12 protein-coding genes are annotated in these 22,627 nt (G+C 55.5%); 7 read left to right on the top strand and 5 right to left on the bottom strand.

Annotated features, from left to right (window positions below; genetic code table 11):
* Positions 1-174 precede the first annotated feature (174 nt).
* From HDE77_RS09360 to HDE77_RS09345, 4 genes are read left to right on the top strand one after another with little or no spacing between them, the layout of a single operon-like run.
* On the top strand, positions 175-2,634 hold the full coding sequence (locus HDE77_RS09360) for a hypothetical protein (protein WP_184416994.1): 2,460 nt from the start codon (positions 175-177) through the stop codon (positions 2,632-2,634).
* 24 nt (positions 2,635-2,658) lie between these two features.
* Entirely contained in the window at positions 2,659-6,861 is a 4,203-nt protein-coding gene (locus tag HDE77_RS09355) for a DEAD/DEAH box helicase (RefSeq protein ID WP_184416992.1), read from the top strand.
* Between the two features lie 16 nt (positions 6,862-6,877).
* Complete coding sequence (locus tag HDE77_RS09350; protein WP_184416990.1) at positions 6,878-9,124, top strand: hypothetical protein; 2,247 nt, start codon at positions 6,878-6,880, stop codon at positions 9,122-9,124.
* Entirely contained in the window at positions 9,096-9,974 is an 879-nt protein-coding gene (locus HDE77_RS09345; RefSeq protein WP_184416988.1) for a phospholipase D-like domain-containing protein, read from the top strand. Before HDE77_RS09350 ends, HDE77_RS09345 begins: the two co-directional genes overlap by 29 nt.
* 209 nt (positions 9,975-10,183) lie before the next feature.
* Here the strand turns inward: HDE77_RS09345 and HDE77_RS09340 are convergent, their stop codons facing one another.
* From HDE77_RS09340 to HDE77_RS09330, 3 genes are read right to left on the bottom strand one after another with little or no spacing between them, the layout of a single operon-like run.
* Positions 10,184-11,101 carry a plasmid partitioning protein RepB C-terminal domain-containing protein gene (locus tag HDE77_RS09340; protein ID WP_184417056.1) on the bottom strand — a complete coding sequence of 306 codons (918 nt, stop codon included), beginning with the start codon at positions 11,099-11,101 and terminating at the stop codon, positions 10,184-10,186.
* A gap of 2 nt (positions 11,102-11,103) precedes the next feature.
* Entirely contained in the window at positions 11,104-11,985 is an 882-nt protein-coding gene (locus tag HDE77_RS09335) for a plasmid partitioning protein RepB C-terminal domain-containing protein (RefSeq protein ID WP_221444195.1), read from the bottom strand.
* A gap of 14 nt (positions 11,986-11,999) precedes the next feature.
* Positions 12,000-13,520: a recombinase family protein gene (locus HDE77_RS09330; RefSeq protein ID WP_221444194.1), complete on the bottom strand. Its 1,521-nt coding sequence runs from the start codon at positions 13,518-13,520 to the stop codon at positions 12,000-12,002.
* A gap of 1,459 nt (positions 13,521-14,979) precedes the next feature.
* Between HDE77_RS09330 and HDE77_RS09320 the strand changes: the two genes are divergently transcribed.
* The 3 genes from HDE77_RS09320 to HDE77_RS09310 are packed head-to-tail and all read left to right on the top strand — an operon-like array spanning position 14,980 to position 19,606.
* Positions 14,980-15,888 (top strand): hypothetical protein, encoded by a 909-nt coding sequence (locus tag HDE77_RS09320; protein WP_184416983.1) that lies wholly within the window; start codon positions 14,980-14,982, stop codon positions 15,886-15,888.
* Positions 15,885-18,125: a hypothetical protein gene (locus HDE77_RS09315; protein WP_184416981.1), complete on the top strand. Its 2,241-nt coding sequence runs from the start codon at positions 15,885-15,887 to the stop codon at positions 18,123-18,125. Before HDE77_RS09320 ends, HDE77_RS09315 begins: the two co-directional genes overlap by 4 nt.
* On the top strand, positions 18,122-19,606 hold the full coding sequence (locus HDE77_RS09310; protein WP_184416978.1) for a TniB family NTP-binding protein: 1,485 nt from the start codon (positions 18,122-18,124) through the stop codon (positions 19,604-19,606). Before HDE77_RS09315 ends, HDE77_RS09310 begins: the two co-directional genes overlap by 4 nt.
* A 24-nt stretch (positions 19,607-19,630) precedes the next feature.
* Here HDE77_RS09310 and HDE77_RS09305 read toward each other — a convergent pair whose 3' ends face one another.
* Both HDE77_RS09305 and HDE77_RS09300 read right to left on the bottom strand, forming a co-directional pair.
* Complete coding sequence (locus tag HDE77_RS09305; protein ID WP_184416976.1) at positions 19,631-20,305, bottom strand: hypothetical protein; 675 nt, start codon at positions 20,303-20,305, stop codon at positions 19,631-19,633.
* A 581-nt stretch (positions 20,306-20,886) separates the two neighbouring features.
* Positions 20,887-22,377 carry a TnsD family Tn7-like transposition protein gene (locus tag HDE77_RS09300; protein ID WP_184416974.1) on the bottom strand — a complete coding sequence of 497 codons (1,491 nt, stop codon included), beginning with the start codon at positions 22,375-22,377 and terminating at the stop codon, positions 20,887-20,889.
* Positions 22,378-22,627 lie beyond the last annotated feature (250 nt).

The following is a 22,627-nucleotide window of genomic DNA, read 5'->3' as shown; positions in this document are numbered from 1 at the left end:
TTGCCCGCCAAGAAAAAGGCGGCAAAAGTTGTGTCCGCACCGCCGGCTCCGCCCGAACCAACAATACGAATGAGGCGTCCGTGGGCGTTGGTCCGGGCCGGGAGTGCACAGCTCGAACTCAACTCACGAACGACAAACGAGAAAGTATTTCTCCAGCCCTGGACGAAAAGTCTAGTGAGCACACTACTGGAGGCGGCGGACCTTGGGGGTGTGACTCTCTGCCTCGTTTGGCCGGCAAAGTTGACCTCACTGACACTACTGCACGCGATGGCAAACCTAGAGCGCATTTTTGCCAAGGACCTTCGGGGCATGCGGACTCTCTTATGGCCAGGTACACATTCGTCCAAAGCTGCGTTAAACGGTGTGCTGGCAGATAGGGTGCAATTGAGTGTCTTTTTTCGCTCCCTTTGGGCTCGGCAAAACGGGCAAACCGAGTCTACTGCGTGCACTTCGTCGCCCGCATTTTTGGCGGCCCTTGAAGCTCTGAACGACCTCCACTTTCAGCATCCAGAATTACCCAATCCGTCCCTCGCGGAATTGGTTCCAACTTTCGTCTTCGACCCAAGGAAGCAGCTCTGGACCACGACAGTCGAGCATCCACTTGAGCGCACGTTGCGCAAGGTGGACGGTCCTTCAAATCGACGAAACCTGAAGCAAAAGGTTGGTCAAGAGTGGGGTACGCCCGAAAGGGCACCCGGAGCACTCATGGTGCTTCACCACACGGCGAATAAAGAGGCTTGGCAAACCGCCCTCGGCGCGCCGGGCCTACGTAATTCAGGTCGCCCAGAAATACTGCTGTTGGACGCGACTCACACTGCATTGCAAACTAATTACAACGCTGTCAGCCGCATTCCTGATTTTTTGCAGGCTTCGTTCCAGAACGGCCTTAGCGACGTTGGCGCAGTGATTGTGACAGATGACCCAAAGACATTTTTCGTGCTGCGAGCACGATTGCTTGGCCTCAAACTGCCCCCCGTTACCAAGGTATGGCTTGCGGAAGCACAAGATTCGCTTCTGTCCGCAAATCCTGTAGACGAAGCCTGGAGGGCTGACCAACGTAGCAATTCGAATTTCAAAGTCAGCATTGTAGACAGGGATGCTTCCCAGGTCGCCCTCGCGTTCCAAGGGTTGACGGCGTTGACCGGCGGCGAGGAAAGTCCCGCGTACCAGGCATTGATCGACGCATGCAGGTATATCCTTCGGTTATCAAACATGCCAGCAGGTTATTCGGATCTCACAGCGGCTTCGACCGAAGCCGGTGGTGCCGACTTCAGCAGTCAGTTGAACGCCTGGACCCCGGTCAGCCTGGCTCTGAAGCAAGTCCTTGCTACCGGCGAGCTCAACAATGCGCGCGCCCAATTAGAGAAAGGGATACGTCGGGCCGAGGAGCTTATTGATGACTGGAGTGATGCAACACCCATGGCCTCTCGATTGCTCGCAGAGATACAAAAACATGCGGTGGTCAGGCGCCAGTCGATATCTCTCGTCCTGCCTGGTAAAAACTACGTATTGTTGGTGCACCGCTTCCTACAGCGGAAGCTTGGCGCTGACTGGCCTGTAGTGGAGGCGAGTTTGGAATGGCATACCTTGTCGTCGGTGGCCGAGACCTTAACCGAGGACCAGAAGGGGAAACACTTCATTTTTATTGGCATGAGTCCCGACGTGCTGCGAGTTCTTCTTACACATCCAGACGCGCCGCACGGTACAGCAATTCTAGTTGCCTATCGTCAAGCTGAGTCGACATTGAAGACCCTCGAAGATATGAAGGGGCTCGAGGCATTCAAGCCTTATCGAGGACGCATTGGCCTGTTAGCTCAGGAGTTAGAACGTCGGCTCAAAGACGTCCCGAATCCGATTGCCATCGGGAAACTCTATGAGATGTCGATGACATTTAAATTCCATAGTGACGGACAACTTAGCGCGGGTAGTGAGCAGACCTACTACAAGTATGAGTTGGAAAACGGTGGCCACGCTTATGCATCGGGGTGGGTTTACCGCTTCGATCTTGATGAGGACCCTCCATTCCGACGAGCTCCGGCCGGTGCTATTCATTCCGGCGATTTCATATTCGATATGAGTGATGAGCTTCGGGCGAAGATCGAATCTTCTCTGAGACTCAATGGTGATGGCTTCAGTTCAGTTGTGGACCCCGTGCGCATGCTGCTCAAGCTCTATCACGATGATGTCCAAACGCGCTGTGACCTTCTGTTCAAGGAGACAAAACGCTCATTTCTCGCACGTGCTATCCACGCGAAGATGATAGAAATTGATCCGTGGGCTGCAAATTGCAGTCCAGCACGCGTGTACTACTGGCTGGCGTTGAAACCAGAAGGTGACACGCGGCCTCATGCATCGAAGGATGAAAAGTCTTTCAAAGTATTTTGCAAGGCTCTAGATATCAGCGATGAGAGCGCCAAGCGCCACTGGGGGTTCATTCGCAACGCCCGCCGTATTAGCCAATATATGGGTCGGGAGCTGGTGGCGCGCTACGCTGAAATCTTGTTCCAGCCCGAGAGTGCTGCGACTTACCGTAAGGTGCCTGAGGAAGTCATTCGGCAGTTGCAACAGGACGCTTTGTATTGCGTGTATCGCGTAGAGAAGGTCGGTCCGCCTGCCGGGCACGTCTTGGCCTGACTCCAAACATCTAGGATAATGAACATGCCCGTCCTGAGTAGGAATCCGCGCGAAATCCATCCAGCCTATAAAGAGGCTGTGGTTGACAGCCTCTTAAACGGCTTATCCGCGCGACTTGCTGGTCGAGGAGATTTCTACAAGGTTATATACGGCGCAAAACCAAGCGCTACTCTTATGTCGGAGTTCGTCGTCCCGATGCCTTTCGAGGAGCGTGAAGGGGATGAGGAGGCAGACCCGATTCGCATTAGTGCGCATGGGCTGGATTTTCAGATTTGTTCAAGTGCGGGGTACACGGAGCTAGAAGTCTCGGTAACTGGCACGGTCTATGTGCGAATCCTGCCCACGCAAGATGAAGTGATGCCTGGTGGGCGCCTTGAGGCTACATTTCCGCTCACTCGAGAGGCGCGAGTAGAAATCCGTGGAAAGGTTCGTGAGGCGCTAGCGAAACTCGCATCCGCTTTGCCAGGGGGTAAATCGCATCCCGAGTGGCAGACCAAAAGTTACGAGGCTCGTAAGTACGTCTACGAAGGGATGAAACTTCCTTTCGACAATCACCTTGATCGAACTTCTAGCGCAGACGAAGACGTAGCCACGGATGAACACGACGAGAATGCGTTTGATGGTGAAGGTGAATCACGCGCTACCCAAGAGGTCCCCGTGGACACGGGGACTCCGGATGCCTTAGCTGAACACATCCCCCCGCCTGCCAAATGGCTTCGACTGGAACTCAGCCTTCCTTCGTTTCGATTCACCCCGGCTAATGCCGAAAGGGATGCTAGGGCGGCAACAGATGCTCTTAACGCAGCAATCGCGCAACAGCTCCAAGAATGGGCTGCTAGTAGTGAGCCAAACTTTGGCGGCCAGTCGTGGGGTTATCGTCGCGGTCGCCCAGTACGGCCATCGGACATACGCAATTGGCAGCAATACCTCGAGTCGATTCGCGCATCGAACCTTGCAGTAGTAGTTCCGAATATCGAAATGCGGTGGGTCATCCAAGCGCTGCCAGATCCCGTCGATCTTGGTCGCCTGACGATTCACGTGGCCCTGGAAAATTGGACGCCGCCGCTGACCCAATCGAATTTCAAAGAGCTCGAGCCAGCCCTATTTCACGTGTCGGTCACCACCACAGTTCCGGCAGACCTACATCGATTTTTGCGCCTCGACCGTGTTAAGCCTTCCTATCGCTATAACGATCACCTCAAGTACCCGGCGATTGGCTTCAACGGTGGAGTGATCCTTAGGCGGGAGGGCAACACGAATCGTCTCACCACCACTTGGTCGCCTCGGTACGTACTCCCCCGAATTGTTCCCACTGAGGGCGCCGTCGAGAGCAACATTGAGAAGCTTGCTCAACCGGACTGCCTCTTGGGGTTGCAGCCGCTCATTGGCGCCTATGAGGCATGGCTGGCCGCACTCGAGAAGTCACCTATCGATCGAGGCCCGGATGGACCAAATGCCAGTGTTGAGGAGGCGGCAGAGAGAGGCAAGTTCCTTAAGGACTTAACGGCTTGGAGAGCTGAGCTATCTTCCATTCGCTGTGGCATCGAGATCCTCACGGTGTCACGCGCGCATTGGAGCGGACCAGGAATTCAGAAATCCCCCATGGGAATTCCATTCGAGGCTTGGATCTCAATGAACACTGCCATGGCGAGGGTTGCGAAAGCCAAAGGATACGACGAATGGCGATTGTTCCAGCTCGCGTTTATCCTGGCATCTATCCCAGCGTTCGCAACAAGAATTCCCGACTTCCACGACTTTTACACTGCAGAGGTCGCGCAGTACGCCAACTCAGTCACCCTGCTGTATTTTGCGACTGGCGGCGGCAAATCGGAAGCCTTCTTAGGTCTTCTTTCGTTCGTCCTCTTTCTCGATCGCTTGCGCGGTAAGCACCGGGGCGTTTCTGCCTTGATGCGATACCCTTTGCGCCTTCTGACCCTGCAGCAAGCACGACGCACTTTTTCTGTCATGGGGGCCGCTGAGGAAGTACGCCATGCCCGAGGACATCCGGGCGATGCCTTTTCACTTGGCTTCTGGGTAGGAGGAAGCAACACTCCAAATTGGCATTCCGAAGACGGGTACAAGGAGGTTCCCACTGAGTCTGAGGTTCCTCCCGGCGCTGAGGCGCAGCATAAGAATATACAGCCCTATAAAAGCGCCAGGGAGCGCTGGCTAAAACTTTCTGCGTGCCCGTTCTGCGGAAACAAGGACGGTAGCCAGCTCGCGCTAAGGCGACATTCTGGATCCGGTGCGAATGCATTAGGTCATTTCTGCACAGCTCTTAAGGAGCAGTGTTCATGGAATGCCCGCTTTGCGACACCCATGCCACTGCCGTTCTACATAGTAGACGAGGATATATACGACCTTGCGCCCTCTGTCCTCCTGGGTACCGTAGACAAGCTCGCAGCAATTGGGCAGTCGCAGGGCACAATTCGGAAATTTTTCGGCATGTTCGGCTTTGCACCACTGATCGAAAATGGTAGTGAGCGTCTACTGGTACCCGTGAAATTCCGGGATTGGGACAATCATCCAGGGGCCGACTCACGTGCGCTCTTCCCGTCATTTGCTTCCGGTGAGAAGAGATTCTTTGACCCGTTTCCAGCGTTGTTGATTCAAGACGAGGCTCACCTACTCGATGAATCTCTAGGCACATTCTCCGGTCTGTTCGAGTCTGCTCTGGAGGCTGCGCTCGACCAACTTGCCCCGCTGTTGAAGGGCTATCTATCCTATGAGCCGGACTCGATTGTGCGCCGAAAAATCAAGGTCATCGCCGCATCGGCAACGGTCAGCGAACCGCAACGGCAGATGCGAAACCTCTATCAAAGGGATAACACTGTTCAATTTCCCTATCCCGGCCCGTCCCTTTACGAGTCGTTCTATGCGACGCCCATGAAGCCTGACGACTCGTTGGATGATCTTGAGCGGGCGAGCATGCAACCGAGTGACGCAGATCTGCGAAGTCACTGGGCACGTGTCTATGCATCGGTTCTCACGAACGGACACCGCCATACCGTGGCAATGGCGTCCGTTCTTGGCCACTACCACCTGATGATAACTGGACTCTATGAAGGCCTCAGAAGCGGAGATCCCATCCAAGTGGAGGCTATGCGCAGTGAGCTAGTCCGCTGGACCTCTCCGGGCCCCACGCAGGCGCAGTTCATACGCCTTCTCAATCAAGCCGATGCGGCGACATTGCTAACTCTCGTAGACTTGCATCGAATATCACTGACTTACGTAACAAATAAGAAGGGCGGTGACCAAGTCATTGATACAGAGAAGATGCAGTTCGAGAAACTCCATCAGGCTGAGGGCTATGTAGGACATGTACTAAATTCGGAGCTTCTATCGGGAGCGGTGTCCGCAGCGGAAATTCAAGACATCGTTCGCCGCGCGGAAGCACGTGTTGGTGTTCAAAAGCCGTTTCCTGATCTTAGCGAAACACTTCGATCGATTATTGCGACATCGGCGATTTCGCACGGTGTCGATGTCGAAGAGTTTAACGCGATGTTCTTTGCAGGCATTCCATCGGACATCGCCGAATACATTCAGGCCTCGTCACGAGTTGGCCGCACGCACGTTGGGTTTTCGCTCCTTGTTCCAGTGCCGCAGCGATATCGAGATCGCTTTGTACTCGAAATCCACGACATATTTCACCGATTCCTGGAGCGGATGATCCTTCCTGCTGCCGTCGATCGGTGGGCCGAAAAGGCGCTAGCACGGGTGATGCCGAGCTTTTTCCAAGAGTACGTCTGCGGAATGCATGCTATCGAGGCGTTGTGCGCAGCTAACGATGACCAGAAGCGCAATTGTCCAATGCTTTCTATGGCTGCCGATGTTCGTGATTTTTTGGCCTTTCCAGTCAACCTAAAGGCAACGGATGCATTTATGCAAAAGGCGCTCGGTTTAGCTTTTTCGCCGTCTCCTGAGGGGAAAAATTACTATCGATCCTTACTAAAAGATCAACTGACGCTATACCAACAAGACCTTGGAGTTGACCGACTGGTGAACGCTACTCGCCTAGTCCAGTTTTTTGCGGCCCGCAACAGCTCGCTGCGCCCTATGACATCGCTTCGGGATGTCGATCAACCTGGATTAATTCGCGAATCGGGCGTTGATGCGTCATTCAAGCGAGTCAGCGAGGGTGTGACCGCAAGGACAATGACATTCATTCGCAGAGGATCAGGTGCTGATATCGATTCAACGGACGCAGCGACTGAAGCGCGAGACTGACTAGGGGATTGGAAAGATGGCAAAGGCTAAGATCATGAATCGCTCTCGCAATCAACTTGCGACAGCATACGCGCCCGAAAGCTTTTTCACCTTTGAAGGCGGTTTGGGTGCTTGCATAGCGCGCTCGTCAGTGGGTGAGTCCTTACAGCTTTCCGAATCGACGAAGGATCTAATATTCGAGCGAATGAACGAGCTAGGGCGCGCTTGGTTCGGTGCTGCCATGTCGGCAAGAGACGGCGACCCCAACAGGCCACGTATAGTTCCAGCCCAGTGTCTGGATCAAGTCTTACTCGACTCAACGCGAACCGAGTTTCAGCTGCCCGGCCAAGACCGCATTTATCTTTGTCGTCCATCGCACATGGAGTACACGCCCGCGCCGTTGACCTTCGTATGCCGTACTTGCGGTATTTTTAGGGACTACGAAACTCTAAGCGAGCTAGACAGAAACCTGGACAGACTTTCTTCAGCGAATTGCCTGAATCCGAAACAGGTGGGCCGATGCGATTGGGAGCAACTGGACGTAATTTTTGTTCACTGGTCGGGTCATTGGGAAGCCGCGTTTCCCGGTCAGTGGCACTGGAGTGATCGTGATAACAAAGTTGTCAAACGTCGCGATAGCTGCGTATGTGGCAGTCAGCTGTTCAAGCTGAACCGGCGCTCGGCTGGAATTGGTGATTGGTTTTTTGAATGTGCGGAATGCGACAAGCCCTTGTCTCCGAAGTGGCTCCAAAACGACCGAGACACACTTCGTATTCTTGGTCCAGAGATGAGACCAGACCGGTTGACGGAAGTACGTATGCAAGCGTCCCCCTATCGAGCATCGAGCGCTTACTACGTCAAGTCTGATCTCTTCATCGATTTTAAAGATGGGGGCCAACAACTACTGCTGCGCTTACGCCCGGGTCGCGAAGATGAACTCAAAGACTTTGTTTCCAAGCAGTATGGTTTCGATGTGCAGCCGATTTCGGACGAAGACGTGCGGAACGCATGCGATGGAAAGTCCGAATGCGCAAGGGATCTGGCAGATTACTTGGCCGCCATAAATCAGATTCATGTTGCTGAGTCGCAGCTAGTCAATGTACCCGAAGCATTCTTGTCGGCGTTTAAGGGACTCTTGGATCAGGCGTATGGAAATCGCGGGCGCATCATCGATGATCTTCGTCAGCGCAGAATACTAATCCCTAAAGTCGATTTACCCGTCGCCGTTGTCTCCAACATTCGTGACCGGCAGTCGAAATTCGCTTCGAAATTTGACCCGTTTCGACTGTCTATTGAACACGCGACACTCAGAAGTAGTCGGCTCGATGTAGAGAATACGACCAACGGCAAGAGACCCTATGTGTCCTTTACACGGTTGGACGAGGACCTGGCCCCCGAAGATCGGGAGCAGACCGATCAGGCGCAGGTGAATACTCGGGGCCTACTAGACAAACTTGGCATCGAGGATATGGGGCTCATCCGCGAGTTTGATTTATGTCGATTTAGCTTCGGCTACTCTCGCATGGAGTCATCGCCCATCCTTCGCGACAAGCGAGGAATGGATATGCCCGTTCGTTTGAACCTCTTCCCGCCAGTTCGACAAAACGACAGCACGAAGTACCCCGTTTACGTTGTACAGCAGGGCAATGAGGCGATCTACGTTCGACTCAATGAAGAGCTGGTGCTGAGTTGGATGAAGGAGTTGGGATGCCAAGATATGTTCTCGCTAAATCCCGGCGAAAGGGTAGGTGCTGGCCTGCTAGGCGCTGCTCAGTCGATGGACCCATTTTTGAATAAGCTTCCTGAGACGACCAACCCTCCTGCTTACTTCTACTTGTACACACTTCTCCATAGCTACTCCCATCTTTTGATGAAGCATCTATCGGAATATTCTGGCCTTGATCTTGGCTCCTTGGGCGAATATATCTTTCCGGCGGATTTGGCTTTCGTCGTCTACAGAAACGGTACCACGATGGATTTGGGCAACCTATCTGCCCTTTGGCGCAACTCAGGTACCGCCATGTTGACCGCGATGTTGGGCTCGAAAGCGACTCTGTGCGGGACCGGATCGCTCTGCACTCATCGTGGCGCAGCCTGTCCGGATTGCATCATGATGCCGGAAACGGCATGCATTGCAGGCAACAAATTGCTCAGTCGCGCAGTGCTTCGTTCCATTGGTGGGCGCCCGCGCCTGGACAAGCGTGTGGGGCCGATATCAGGTTACCTGGACACGATCAACTGCTTGGAGCACGCTGATGTCCGAGCAAAAGCTGACGGCGTTTGAGCGTAAAATCGTGGCTGGTCTTGCTTGCAAGGCTGGCCTGGCGGCTGCGCTGTTCGATGCTTGGGCCAACGTGCCACATGATTCGGTGCAATCCGTTCGATCCTTGATTGACGATGCACAGCTTGGCATCACAGAAGAAAGTGCAACAAGGGAGCTGCTCGATCTCTCTGTTGGTCTTGGTCTTGTTGACGCTGTGCCGACGGGATTTCAGGCTCGGGGAAATAGTCACAGTAGGTTTCGACGACTGGCATTTGCGCTAAACGCCATCGATTACTACGTCTGCGATGTGCATCGCGATGCCACGCTGGCCAAGATCGTGCTAACGAAGCCGCCGCGGCCGAGCATTCTGGAGCAAAAGCTGTCCGCATTGGGCTGGAGAACTGCAGATCTTGAGCCAACGGATCACGCCTTCCAGGGGATGGTTCGGTCAGCGCGGCGCCGGGTGGTGGTCATGACGCCATTTTTTGACACCAGGGGAGCATCGTGGCTACAAGAACTTCTCTCATATGTAGCACCAGGGGTTGAACGCATCCTGATTCTCAGAAGCCTGGAAGATTCCGCTCGAAAGGACTACCCAACTGGATTCGATGCCATCGGTCCCTGGCTTAAGACTGAAGAATTCCGAGTATTCAACTACTCGATTCCGCGGGTGGTTGGTGGTGGTCGCGAAACCTTCCATGCAAAGGTTGTGCTTTGTGACAGAGATGCCGCTTATCTTGGATCATCGAACGTCACTGCTGGCTCGCTCGAGTATTCAATGGAGATGGGGGTGGTTTTGCAAGGGCGCGCGGCTGCCAGCGTTGCTGAAGTCGTTGACGCGGTACTCGCGTCTGCCACACAAATGTTGTGATCATTGCTTCCTACAATTTTCCGTTCTTGAGAAAAATATGTGTGCAGTTCCGCGTGAGCAATGTATGTGGCGTTACGGCCCCAAATCCACGACGAAGCCAGTGGAAATGTAGGTGGCCAGGAAGGTCAATCGATCGTTCCGTTTGACGTTTCAAGATGTGTATGAATTGCGATCACGCGGTGATACTGCCCCGTTCCGTTTGCCGAAATTTAGGACGTCATTTTTTCATCATTCGCAACCAACGAGACGATCTCTGCAATCTCCTGAAATTCGGCCAGGTACTCCGGCTGATGGACCTCCAGCCAGCGCACAATGGCTTGCTTCTTCAATAGCTTCGCAAGATAGGTCTTGGCGATCGTCAGCTGTAAGTTGTCTTCGCCGTATGTGTCCTCGACATACTTTGTACGACTCTGGGCCACCGCCAGTTCGCGTTCGAGTCGGGCGATCTGCTCGCGTGAAACATCCCGGTCTTTCTTTCCCAATCGGGGCGCGACCAATAGTTCATCCGGTGTCGCTGCCAGAATGGTTCTGATGAAGGGCGATGAATAGTTCTTCTGCCCCACCATCAGCTCGGTTGCTTCCATCTGACGCATGGGCTTCATGCGCTTGAGCAACTCGAACATTAATTTGGGGCATGGTTTATCCGCCAATTGCTCAACCGCTTCCTTGCAAATGCCGTCGAGCAGCCGGAAACGACGACGAATGGCGCCCACTTCCAGGTCCAGTGCCTCTGCGATCTTTTCTTCCGGAACGCCGTGCTCCACGGCGCGAACAATCATCCGATGCTCCTGCACGGAAGCGAGACGGCTGATGCGCTTGTTGTAGGTATAGGCCTCGTCATCGGTTGAGATAAGACATTCGACCTCTGACCAGCCGAGCTCCGTGATCGCCTCTAGCCGCATCAGGCCATCCAGCAAAAGGTATGTGTCACGTTTCTTGGTGTTGGGTACGACTACCAGGCATTCCACTAATCCAATCGCACGAATCGAGGCTACGATTTGTCTGTACTTCTGGCTCTGCTTTGTTGTTGGTCGAAGGACTTTCAACGGAAGAATTGCGGATATAGGAATAACACGCGTCTCGGACTCGAATCCGGCCCGTGTTCCCTTGGTTGGCTTTCTTGGCATGTTCACTGAGCAGTACCTCGCGTCATCCTGTGCTCCAGCGGGCCGGGGATGGTTTCCATCCCTTCTTTGCGCAGAAGCGAGACGAAATCTGCGTTTTGGAGGAGCGTCTGAAGTGCCTGAATGACAAATAGCAGGCGCTTCTGGGTGAAGTCAGCCTTTTTTATGAGCAACTGTTGTTTGCCGACTTCCCGCTGGAAAATGCGCCGAAGGTTTTCGGCGTTGAGCCTTCGACTACCCTTCCGGCCAAAAACCGAAGGCCGTTCAATTTTTCCACGCACCGCCCGTTGCTCCAGTAACCGACGCAGCAACGTGAGCTTCTTTCCCTTGACCACGCCTTGGGTATAAGCGTCGGCAAGGGCCTCTTGAATACCCGCATCGTCACTACGGGCGATAGTTACCGCCAAGTAAATCGGAATCAGCCCCGTCTCGACGGCGGCGACGAGCCGTTCCTCGCCATGTTCAAGTAGCCCGAGCAGCATACCGACCCACGAGTTTGTGACGCCCAGCTTCAGTCCGATCTCGGTTTCGTTGTATCCACGCTTATGCAGACTTTCGATCTCCCGCATTAGCTCAATCGCAGGATGTTGTCGTCTGGCAATGTTCTCCACCAAGCTCATCACCAGGCAGTCTTCTTCCCTGGCTGAAACGACGATCGCTGGGATGCTTTCCCAGCCAAGCGTTCGGTAGGCCTCAAGTCGCCCTTGCCCACAGACCAGGTCAAACTCCATATCTCCTTCCGGCTTTTCCCGGCGGCTGACGGTGATGGGCCGCTTCAATCCGATCGTGTCAATGTTATCCACGATCTCCCGATACTGGCGCTGGTTGCGGGCCCGCGGATTGAGCACCTGGATCCGGTCAATCGGAATCATTTCGATGGGTCGCATAGCATGCCTCCACACTAGGCCACGTTGCTCAGGGGCCGCCGAGCGGCCAGTTGGTAAAGCGCATCGAGTACATCGAACCGATAGGCATCGAGGGTGACTTCGTTGTTTTCCTCGGCCAGACGGAGCGGTCGCAATGGCAGATCGATTTGTGGAAACAGGTAGTAGTCGAGGACGGTGTGCTGATCGGCAGCCATGCGAACCACCACGGTGATGTCCGGTGCGAGGCTGGTATCAAAGCGCAGTCGCCACCGGAAGGTTCCGCTAGGCAATTGCAGACACCGTGCGATGACAACGGAAAGCGTGAATTCGTCATTGACTAAGAGAAGGCCAGTTCCCTCATCAAGAGATACAGACGCGTCCAAACCCTTCAGCCCCGTGACGACTTCCGCGATGATGTTCGGCACCATGGCCCGCAGCGCTTGGTTGATCTCCAGGTAGCGATAGTCGCGGCGCGGCCGGAAGCCAATCAGTGAGTAGGCGCGGACCAGTCCGCCGAAACGCGCTCGATAGGCGCTGCTCGATGGCATCCCTTCCTGTTCATCAATCAACAGTCCCGACAGGACGCCGGTTTGCGCATAGAGCGATTGAAGGAGCTGCAGCATGGAAGCGTCGTCCATGCGCTGTGATCTGGCCGCAATCGCTTCCTGCGCCCGGGCAAACCATTCCACTGGGATTACGGGGTCGAACGCGCCGTCCCGCCGAATCCACATGTCCGGGTTGTTGCGTACCCGGCGCTGCTTGAGCTTGAACGAGGTGCGGTTGTAGACGTTGTTGCCAATATATTTTTCGTTGGTCAGGATTTGGTGAACCGTGCCCCGTGTCCAGGCACGCTCCTGGTTCGTCTGCTGGCCGGCTGCGTTCAACGCGTCGGCAATGGTCCGCTCCGGTTTTCCCGACTCCAGGAACTCTCTGTAGATGTATCGGACGGTAGCCACTTCGTCCTCAGGGCCAGGGACAAGCACTACACGATCGGTTTGCAGGCTCTTCTTCTCGCCATGCCGCAATGCGCCTTTTGGCATCCGGTATTCATCCAACAACATGCGACGGAGCCCAAAACCCGGCGCACCCCCTTGCCGGAAGCCCAGTTCAATGAGACGACACTGCCCCTGGAAGACCTTGTTGGAGAGCTCACGGCTGTATTCGCCGGCCATTGCCCGCTTGACGCTCTTCATGATGGTCGCCATGGGGCTTCCATCGTTTTCGAAGGGCTCGGTGCAGTAACGCACTTGGATGCCGGAGCGACGGCATAAGTATTCGTAGTAAGCGCTCTCGTCGGCGTCCTGGAATCGCCCCCAGCGACTGATGTCATAGACCAGGATGGCGTCGAAGTTGGGACGGCCCGACTGAACATCCTGAATCAATTGCTTCAGGGCAGCGCGTCCCTCGAGGCTGAGTCCGCTCTTGCCCTCATCAGCGTAGGTCTGGACGATGACCATTCCGCGCTGAGCCGCGTATTTACCGATGGTTTCGCGCTGGTTCTCGGTTGAGTAGCGCTGGTGATCGGTAGACATACGGACGTACTGGGCAACGCGCATTGGTTGTCCATCGTTGCTCTGACGCGGAGTGCTTCCTCGCCGGCCCATTTTGGTGCCTGGGACGGATCCCATTGCCGTAGTGGACTGCGATGATTAGGCAATCTGTTGGATATTGTCAAGCTATTCCAACATTTGTAGAAGTTGCTACTTAGATGGGGCGGTCTTGCGACGACGAGGAGCGGATGTCGACAGCGTCTCCAAGAATTGCAGTAGCGCGTCTTGCTGGTGCTCTCCCAGCCCTCGAAACCGATCCAGTAAACGGATATCTCGTGGGCGCAGGGGTTCGGGCAGATTTCCGGCGACCAACTCCCAAGGGTGGCAAGCCAGCGCCTTTGAAAGGCGAATCAACCATTCGACCGTTAGACGACGCTTCCCGTTCTCAAGGAGGCTAATTTGCTGGTTGGTGGTGCCGGTTCCGGCAGCCAGCTCGTCAAGCGATAAGCCCCGCGCTTCGCGGAGCACTCTAATAAGATTGTCCACGCTTTGAGGAAGTCCTGTTGAGATCCGCCATTGTTCACCAAGGTATCAGTTCATCAATTCCGATATTGCCTGGACCGCTGAATATCAGCATTCAATTGCCCAGGCTAGTTCCCCAAGAGCGCTCGTAGCGCCATTCGAACTACTGCACGGGAGCCTCCGTCGAACGGCATGGTCCACCTATTAGACGATGGCTGGCATACAGCCAAGTTGGGAAGGGCTGGTTAGCCGCGGAATGCGTGGCGCACGCACCACGGGGTTATGGCTATCAATGCAGAGTGATCCGGATTTGCGGGAAACTTACTAGGAAGCGCAACAAAATCAATGGGTTGACTGACGTTGTTTGAGAGAGTACGGTCGACGCAGACCCTCCCCGGGACGTACGAAACGTGACAGACCGCAACGTCGACCATGATTCATCCACGGCGCGATGGCTGATGCAAATGCACGGCCCGCTCTTGCCCGCTGCCGTCGCTGCGAGGATCTTGGGGTTCAGCGGCACCGACGCACTGCGGCAGGCGAGAATACGTCACCGTTTGCCCATTCCGATGTTCCCTATCAAGGGCCGACGTGGCTGGTTCGCCTCGACGGCCGCAGTGGCCGCTTGGCTCGAGCAGACCGTAGGTCCAAACGTCATCGACCCATTTGCAACTGAGGAAGCCGTCTCTGAGGCAGCTTTGCAGCGTGGGGAGGGTGTGGCCGAGAGGTGAACTCGGCGTAACGACAATTTCCGGGAAAAAGAAAAGCCACCCTGTGGCGGGGTGGCTTTCTGGCGTGACTTGATTGCTCAAGCTTGAGTCGCCTGAGCGGCAGTGTGTTCCCTGCCCATATTCGAAGTCAAGCCTCCGGTCTATCAGACATTCAGCGCCGCAACGAGGCGGCGGGAGGCGTGTGTGCGAACGAAGCATGCAGGTTGGCTGTGGATTGCTGGGTGGCGGCTAGCGCGGCCCACAGGGACAGAGCGTGGGCGATGGGGGGCAGCATGAAGATGACTTTCAAAAAGCTAGAGGAGATGATTCTGGAAGGGCGTGGGCTGGGGGTGGGCGACAAGTACCAGCCTTGGGAGCAAATCACTCGGCGCCGCTCATCGCCCCGCTCAAACCTCAATCTCATTCCGGTGCCTCATCTCATTCGGCTAACTCACTTTCTGTCGCGGGGCGAGCGTGAGTTTGGATTGCTTCTCTGGTGGATTGGTGCCGAGGATGTGCGTGAGCAGTATCCGCTCTGGCCATGGGCTCATCGGCAGCCCCTCGATCAGATCAGTGGCGTAGAGCCAAAGATGGCTAAGCATCCAGGAATGGCCTGGGTGGCAAAAGAGGCCGGAATAAAGCTGAACAATTATCTCGGACTGCGTGTCCCCGTCGTCCTATCCATTGATCTCATCGCTACTGTCCCCCCTGCTTTGGGACCAAGCCGGTTGGTGGGTTTCAGTTGCAAACCGTTGGATTTGTTCAGGAGCGCCGGGCCAAGGGATTGGTTGCGAGAACGCTTAGAACTGGATCGGCGCTACTGCATTGCTGCTCATATGCGGCATCACCTCATCCACCCCGAACAGATCTCCAAGACATTGGTAGTTCAGTTGCACTGGCTCGCTCCCATCGAGCCATGGCCACAACTCAAGCAATTCATTGGTTCCGAAAGCTATCAGATCTATTTGGAAATGATGGGAGCGACGGCATATGCAATGCCTGCTTGTGCGGCCTCGCGAAGCGCAGGGATGGCAGCGGGGTGGTCTGAGGGAGAAGACAGACGTGCGCTGGAGATCGCGATTTGGTACCAACATCTGGATGTTGACCTCCTACAGCCAGTGCACACAACACGTCCCCTGAGACCGGGCGGTATCGCGCTGAGAGAGCAGCTTCAACGCAAATGGCTTGGAGAGCATTCATGACTCTTCTCCTTGGCTACATCATTCGCGCGGGCGTGGGAGAGTCATTGCTCTCGGGGGCTCAGCGCGTGCTGGCGGTATCCGTGCCTGGCGACGCTGTCTGGCTTATTTGCCTCCCGCGAGAATTAGCAATCGAAGGCGTCAAGAAGCACCACGTGCTCGCTCCTCGACGATATCGCCTCTCAGCAATATCCGACGCGATCGAGCAGGGAATGCTCGTCATGGAGGATGTTCCCCTGCCGGGAATTTGGCAGATGACCGACACGGACTACGCGCAAGAGGCGGCCAGTGAAAGCGAGAGAAAACTTAGAGAGAGACGACTCCAAAAGAGGGACGCGCGCTGGAACGTGATCGAGCCCATTGTAGGGACGCAAAGGGCTCAGGATATCGTGCCCGTGGTATACCTTCTTCGAAGGGAGATCGAAGCTCAAGCCAAAGCTCATCACGTAAGCATCCCCACAATATATAGCTGGATTCATCGATTCTGGGCGGGGGGCAGTTGTCTCAACAGCCTACTTCCCAACACCAATTACTGCGGAAATCCCGGGAAGAGAAAGAAGCAGTCGGTGCGCCGACTGGGGCGCAAGTCACGGCTCTTTAAGGCAGGTCTCATAGCAACCGAAGGCTACGTCCTGAAGAGTGGCGACGGTGAGCGTCTCGCTTGCGGATACGCGCTGGTGAAGCCCTCACTGACGGTTCACGACGCGTATCTGCATACCATGGATGCCTTTTGGTCCACGACGAACCAGAACGAGCATGGGTATCTTCGGCGCGAAATGCTGCCTGAACTTCAACGCCCCACACAAGTACAGTTCGAGTACTGGGGTAGGCAGCTTTACGGCGACCCGCTACGCCGCCAGCTCATGGGTTCAGATCGGTGGGCCACATCCACACTGGCCGTCGCGGGAAGTGCGCAAGACCAGGTCCATGTCATCGGGCAGATGGGCATGATCGATTCGACATCTACGGATGTCTACCTCACCTCGGTACTGTCGCGGCTCAAAGTTCTGCCGCCGATGCACCGGACCATCATCGTCGATGTGAGATCGACGATGATGGTGGGGTTCTATCTTGGGTGGGAAGATCCCAGTTCGGCGACATCCCTGCAGGCCATTTTCTGCGCCGCTAGCGACAAGCGAGAGATCGCGGCGAGATTCGGGATCGACCTCGAAGATGATGAGTGGCCAGGAATGTTGCATCGCCTCTACCTGGCTGACAACGGAGAGATGAAGTCGGCCGCCCTGATGGAGGCAGAACGACAATTCCGATTCGGAGTGGAGTACGTCCGAGCCTATAGCGGCCAAAGTAAGAGCCAGGTCGAGAATCAGCATCACACCGATCACAAAGCCCTGGACCACAAGCTTCCCGGAACCACCCGTGGCAGGCAGCGCAAGCGTGGCGAAACCCCGCCCTCGAAACTGGCACTGTGGAACTATCAGGAGTACATGCATGAGTTCATTCTTGCTGCCCTCCACCATAGCAAACAGGAAGTTCCTGACCGCGCGCCAACAGATATGAAGCTCGCGGGTGTGCCGCCGACTCGGGCGAACGTCTTTCGGTGGCTGCGTGATCACCACGCGCGTGCTGACATTCCATGCAGTCTTGACCAGTTGAGGGCTTTCACCCTTCCCGATCGCTGTGCAGTAATTCGTAGGGAAGGCATTTACTTGCTAATGGACGATGGGATAAGACAACTGTCCGGTCATCGTTATTTCACCGAAGCACTGACTCGCGACGTTCGCTGGCAGAAGGCAGCCGCGAGCCATAGTGTCGTTAAGTTGACCGTAAAGCTCGATGCGCAGGACCTAAGTCACATTTGGCTACCTACGGCAGCCGGACTCTTGCGAATTGCCAATGTGCAGGCAGAGCAAATCCTTCTGGAGGGCATAACCCTCACGGACTGGGTTCAACATATAGAAGATGAAGATCTTCGAAAAGACCAAGGACGAGACGCTCGTGATCAGGGTGATTTGGACACGCTGAATCGGAGGGGGCAGACCTCACGCAAGGCTGCGACCGAAAAGCGCGCAGAGGAAGCGCAGCTTCCGAAAAAGCCCAGCAGAAAAAATCAAGCGACAGGGCTGCGGCAAAATAAGGCTGACGAAATGGCGCATATGAATCCCTCCGTCTTCCATAAGACCAACGAAACCGCGTTGCATGAAGGCGTCAGCTTGAGTCAAGAAGCGGCGGAGGCTGCAAATCGAGCCATGGATACTTTCCACGAAGGAAGCGAACGATGAGTGCGCTAAACCTTGTTCATCCTGAGCTGATCAATGGTCCCAACCCCCTCCTAGAGGCAGCGGCGCCTTTTCTGACATTCGCCAAGTTACCAGCCGCTCTGAAGCATGAGCCCTTGAAGGCCATAGATTGGCGTTCGCTCCCTCCGGAGTACCGTACCACTTTGCTCAGTCAAGCCGATCAACACTACTGCCCAAGCCGACTCATTCTCGACTTCGCCGATAGCGTTCAAAGCATGCTTCGAGGTGGACTGATGGCCCGCAATCCGCTATCGGTGGCCGAGCAGTGTCGGATTAACGCTCTGGCTTTGGCAGATAATATGGAAAAGGTGCACCTTCAGTCGCTCCGTAAGCGGGCCGGCGGTGGGATTCTCTCGGCTATCACGGGCATGGGAAAGTCAGTCGGGTCGGAAAGAATATTAGAAGCCATTGCTCCCCAGCAGGTGGTCGTTCACAGCAAAAGCGAAGTATGCGGATGGTCATCCCTGACACAAGTTCTCTATTTGGTCATCGACGCGCCTTTCAACGGTACCCCGGGAGGGTTGCTTGCGCGCATCGTCGAGGGCTTGGATGCGCTGCTGGGAACGGACTACTCCGAAACGCTTCGCAAGCTCCGTAACCTGGATGCGGCGCTCTTGCTTGTTCACAAGACCCTCTCGAATCATCGTGTCGGGATGTTGGTCATCGATGAGAACCAGCAGGATAACTTTGATCAAAGTGTGTGGCAGCGCAGCTTTATCCTATTTTTTCTAAGCGTCATGAATCTAGGTATTCCTGTAATGCTTCTGGGAAACCCGCAGGCATTCGTTCGGCTGGAAACGGTGTCCCAAAACGTGCGACGTTTCTCCACAGTCGGTTACTACGAGCTGATACCTGCGGCCTCTTCCGGCGAAGACTGGTGGTCCAAAGACTATGTTCCTAAGATGTGTCAGTTCATGCTTTGTGACGAAGCCCCGCCGATGACTGAAATTATCGAGGCCACTTTCGGGATGTCGGCCGGTGTTCCAGGGCTATTTGGTCCGATATGGGTCGAAGCTCAGCGCATCGCTCTGCGTCGGGGAGGCGATCGTACGTGCGTGACTCATGCCGATTTGTTGGCGGCAGGCACGACGTCGCGAGGTAAAGGGCTTCTCGCTATTGCTTCCCAGATTTCTGGCGCGACATCGCTTCAACGCTTCATCGACATTCCCGCGAAAGTGGCCGTTTGCCGATCTGAGTCAGGCGAGCCTAACGCGGCGGGGCCAAAGGCTTCGGCTGAGGGTGAGAGGGGGGTGTCGGAGCAAATGGATCCGATACGGGCAAAACTTGAGAGAGACATGAAAGCGAAGGAGAAGGCTGCGGCGAAAAGAATGGAAAAGGCAAACCACTTAAACCCTGACGACCTGAGAGCCTACGAACTTAAAATGGAGATATACGCTGGATTTGAGGGGGCGCAAGAGCCCCTTCTAACGAGTGGTGGGCGCGCTCCGCCGAAGCTGCGCTGATTCGGTCGAGGGTCCCCCTGGAGTTCATTGCCGCTCACTAAGCGACCAAGCCACTTCCCGGCGCCGGATCTCTTTTTTTAGCCACGACGATCGGTCCCAACTCTGCTCCTTGGACATCCGGTCGAGAAGTTCATCAGGGAGGGTCTGAAAGAACTTTCCGAGGACTAAATGATTCAGATGCAATCGCTCGTCAACTTCGTGGATGTCCAAATCTTCAGTCATCGTTCGAAACAGCGCCGGTGGAAAGTTGGCATCTATAACGAGCCTGCGCAATTCGGCTTGTGTTTGAGGCGTCAGCCAAGAGCCAAATGGCGCAACCGGCGCCAGTTCTAAGGGAGAGTGCCAGGGCGAGCTATCGCATCTCGGCGGACTGATTTTCAGTTCATCAAGGGCTCCGCAGATAACAAGGCGAGAGGCGACATAGCTCGCCTGAACTCGTTGCTCCAGCTCGGCCTGAACGAAAAGTGGGCCATCAGCAATCCCCAGGGCGCTGGCGACCTCAACGAGCGGCACGCCCCACGACTTCTGGATGGTTCCAGATATTTTCTCAGAAGCATGAGCGATGGTGCCGAAGCGACGGACGACGGCGTCCATGACCAGCATCCACAGATCAGGAGCTATGCCTGTCAGATTTCCCTCGAAGGCTTCGATCCAGAGCCGCAAGTAGGCGGCGTATCCATCCGAAACCGGAAGGTTCATCGCCTCAATGCTGGTTACCGTTGAGGGTCGCTCTCCCGGGAGAGATAAAGGCAAAAGTCCACCAGCGCGCTCTCTCTTGGCTTCATCACGAAGCGGCTCGCCATGATAGGGGCAGTGTCCTATGGATGGCAGTAAATGAAGCACGTGCCATGACGCAAAGCCTTGCAGGCTAATGTCTTCTGCAATGCATTTTTCGCACGATCGCATGCACGTGGTCGCGAGTCTCGGGATCTGCCGTCCCCTATGGCCGCGGAAGGCCGAGCGGAATTTCCCACCGTTGCCCGCGATTAGCTGTCCAGCCAAGGTGCTTGCGACCTGAGGCGCCATTGCGCGCGAGTAGGCACCAAAAAGAGTGTGCTGTTCGAGCACCTGCCGCTGGGAAGCCGTAGGCCCGAATATACGTTTAGCGGCCTCGCCAACTCCAGATCCAAGAAGACTCATTGCGTGGTTCTTTATATCCTGGCCATATATCGCGTGAAGGGAAGAGGTAAAGCTGGATGATTGAAACATCCGACTATGGATCACTACCGCACTGTATAGAGTCGCGCCTGCCTTCAGCAGGGGCATGTAACCGATAGCGGTCATGAGCGGGCAGCGCAGGCGATGTTCATGGGGCTCTCTCGCCAGATCGCCGGCAGCTGCTCGCGTAACCAGTCCCGATCGTTCCGGTACAGCCACATATAGCAGTTGTCAGGTAGCCGCCGGATCTGCCCGGTCACGAGCCCTGGGTTCTGTTTTACGACCTGTTTGAATCGGCGTCGGGCTGCTTTGCGGCGAGCGACGAAGCGAGCGACTTTCCATGCGTAGAGAAGATCGCTTTCAGAGGTAAGCAATCGATCGATCGTGGCGCGTGATAGACCCAATGCTTCGCACACGACGATCGCATCGTTTCCGGCGCGCAGCATTTTTCTGGCCGTGGCTTTCTTATCCTCGGAGAAAGTTTTAGTACGGGTCACATACTGGAGGCCGAGTCGCTGCGCCCACTTCACTCCCGTCGAAGTGTCGATACCCAGTTCGGTCGAAGCACAGCGGATGGACTTCCCATTCGAAACGAGTTTGTAGAACGCTTCAGTCCGGGATGGGTCGGGCTCTTCGGCGGCGGGGCTGGCAGGCGGTTCGGTAGAGGTCCTGCTTTCATCGTAGGCGGAAAGAAAGTCATCCCAGCTTTCGAACAGCATAGAAATCAACAATAGATGCTTGAGCGGGTGACCTGGCCGCGGCTTGCGCCGTGTGAGTGCCCCGGCCAAGCCGGGCCAGTCGGGAGTTACCGCCTGAAGCGCCTCAAATCCCGGTACGGTCTCGACGCCAGAGTAGTGCGATCGTGTTAGTTGGATCAGTGCAGAGAGCCTGAGGCTGCCGTTTGCAGTTGCTATACCTCTCCCGCGCAAAGCGCCTTGGTAGGTTTTTGCCAAGAGAGCGCTCTCAATGGAGCCCGGAGGCAGCGTGCTGAAGGCGCCCGAGAATGCGGCCAAACGCATCAGGCGCTCCATTTGCATACTGCCGTCGACAGGGATATCGATCCAATGTCTGGCCAGTCCTCCTCTCGGCAGGAGCCAGCCACGCCGGTGTACGGGAGTGACCGGATCCCAAGCAATCACCAGAGGACGTTGGTGTCTTTGGCAAACCATCACCGAAGGGAATTGGTGTGGCACATGCCAATAGGCAAAGCCAGTGGCTGCCTCGTCTTCATCGAAGCAGGCAGGGCATCCCTTGAGGGGATGATGCCCGCCTATGCGGCTGGCAGTAATTCCCAGCTTCATCTTCAGTTCTGGCATCGCTCCTTCACGGGTGCGCCTCAGTACTGCCGCTGCCAGGTCAACGTGAACGAGCGGCAAAAAATAGCCGAGAAGCGTGTGGTTCAGAGCAAGTCTGCGCGGAGATCCTAGGTGCCCTCCTGTACGCGTGTTGAGCGCTGCGAGGTTAGCCGGGAAGTCGTGCATGAGGGCCGCGAAGCTCGAACCAAACAGCTCTTGGCTGGTGGCTATTGCGCTCAACCCATTCCACGCGTGCACCAGTCCGCACCAGCTATACAACGTCTGGTCGTGAGCGAGGTTTGGCAGGTTGTGTAGCATGCATCCAACCTAGGAGTTCGCGCATTTCGCGATCTAAATAAGATACCGGGCTACTAGTAAACCACGATTTGAGCGTGACATTGTGTTGGATTTTCTATTGCTAGAATCAGCCAAGCGATCTTTAGTGGTAAATCGAACTGGTGGTCGGCCACGTACGAAGAAAAGGCCTCTCACTCGGCGATCTCAATGGCACCACCCCTTACCGCCCCTGGCTATGGCCATGGCATCGTCTGCATCCGCTGCGACCACC

This window comes from Rhodanobacter sp. MP7CTX1, assembly GCF_014205795.1.
GTDB lineage: Bacteria > Pseudomonadota > Gammaproteobacteria > Xanthomonadales > Rhodanobacteraceae > Rhodanobacter.
Note: the sequence above shows the minus strand (reverse complement) of the source record. Positions and strands in the feature narration are given on the sequence as shown.

Coding starts and splice junctions, on each gene's coding strand:
- HDE77_RS09355 (WP_184416992.1), top strand. CDS start 2,659: ATGCCCGTCCTGAGTAGGAATCCGCGCGAAATCCATCCAGCCTATAAA.
- HDE77_RS09350 (WP_184416990.1), top strand. CDS start 6,878: ATGGCAAAGGCTAAGATCATGAATCGCTCTCGCAATCAACTTGCGACA.
- HDE77_RS09345 (WP_184416988.1), top strand. CDS start 9,096: ATGTCCGAGCAAAAGCTGACGGCGTTTGAGCGTAAAATCGTGGCTGGT.
- HDE77_RS09340 (WP_184417056.1), bottom strand. CDS start 11,101: ATGCCAAGAAAGCCAACCAAGGGAACACGGGCCGGATTCGAGTCCGAG.
- HDE77_RS09335 (WP_221444195.1), bottom strand. CDS start 11,985: ATGCGACCCATCGAAATGATTCCGATTGACCGGATCCAGGTGCTCAAT.
- HDE77_RS09330 (WP_221444194.1), bottom strand. CDS start 13,520: ATGCGCGTTGCCCAGTACGTCCGTATGTCTACCGATCACCAGCGCTAC.
- HDE77_RS09320 (WP_184416983.1), top strand. CDS start 14,980: ATGAAGATGACTTTCAAAAAGCTAGAGGAGATGATTCTGGAAGGGCGT.
- HDE77_RS09315 (WP_184416981.1), top strand. CDS start 15,885: ATGACTCTTCTCCTTGGCTACATCATTCGCGCGGGCGTGGGAGAGTCA.
- HDE77_RS09310 (WP_184416978.1), top strand. CDS start 18,122: ATGAGTGCGCTAAACCTTGTTCATCCTGAGCTGATCAATGGTCCCAAC.
- HDE77_RS09305 (WP_184416976.1), bottom strand. CDS start 20,305: ATGAACCTTCCGGTTTCGGATGGATACGCCGCCTACTTGCGGCTCTGG.
- HDE77_RS09300 (WP_184416974.1), bottom strand. CDS start 22,377: ATGCTACACAACCTGCCAAACCTCGCTCACGACCAGACGTTGTATAGC.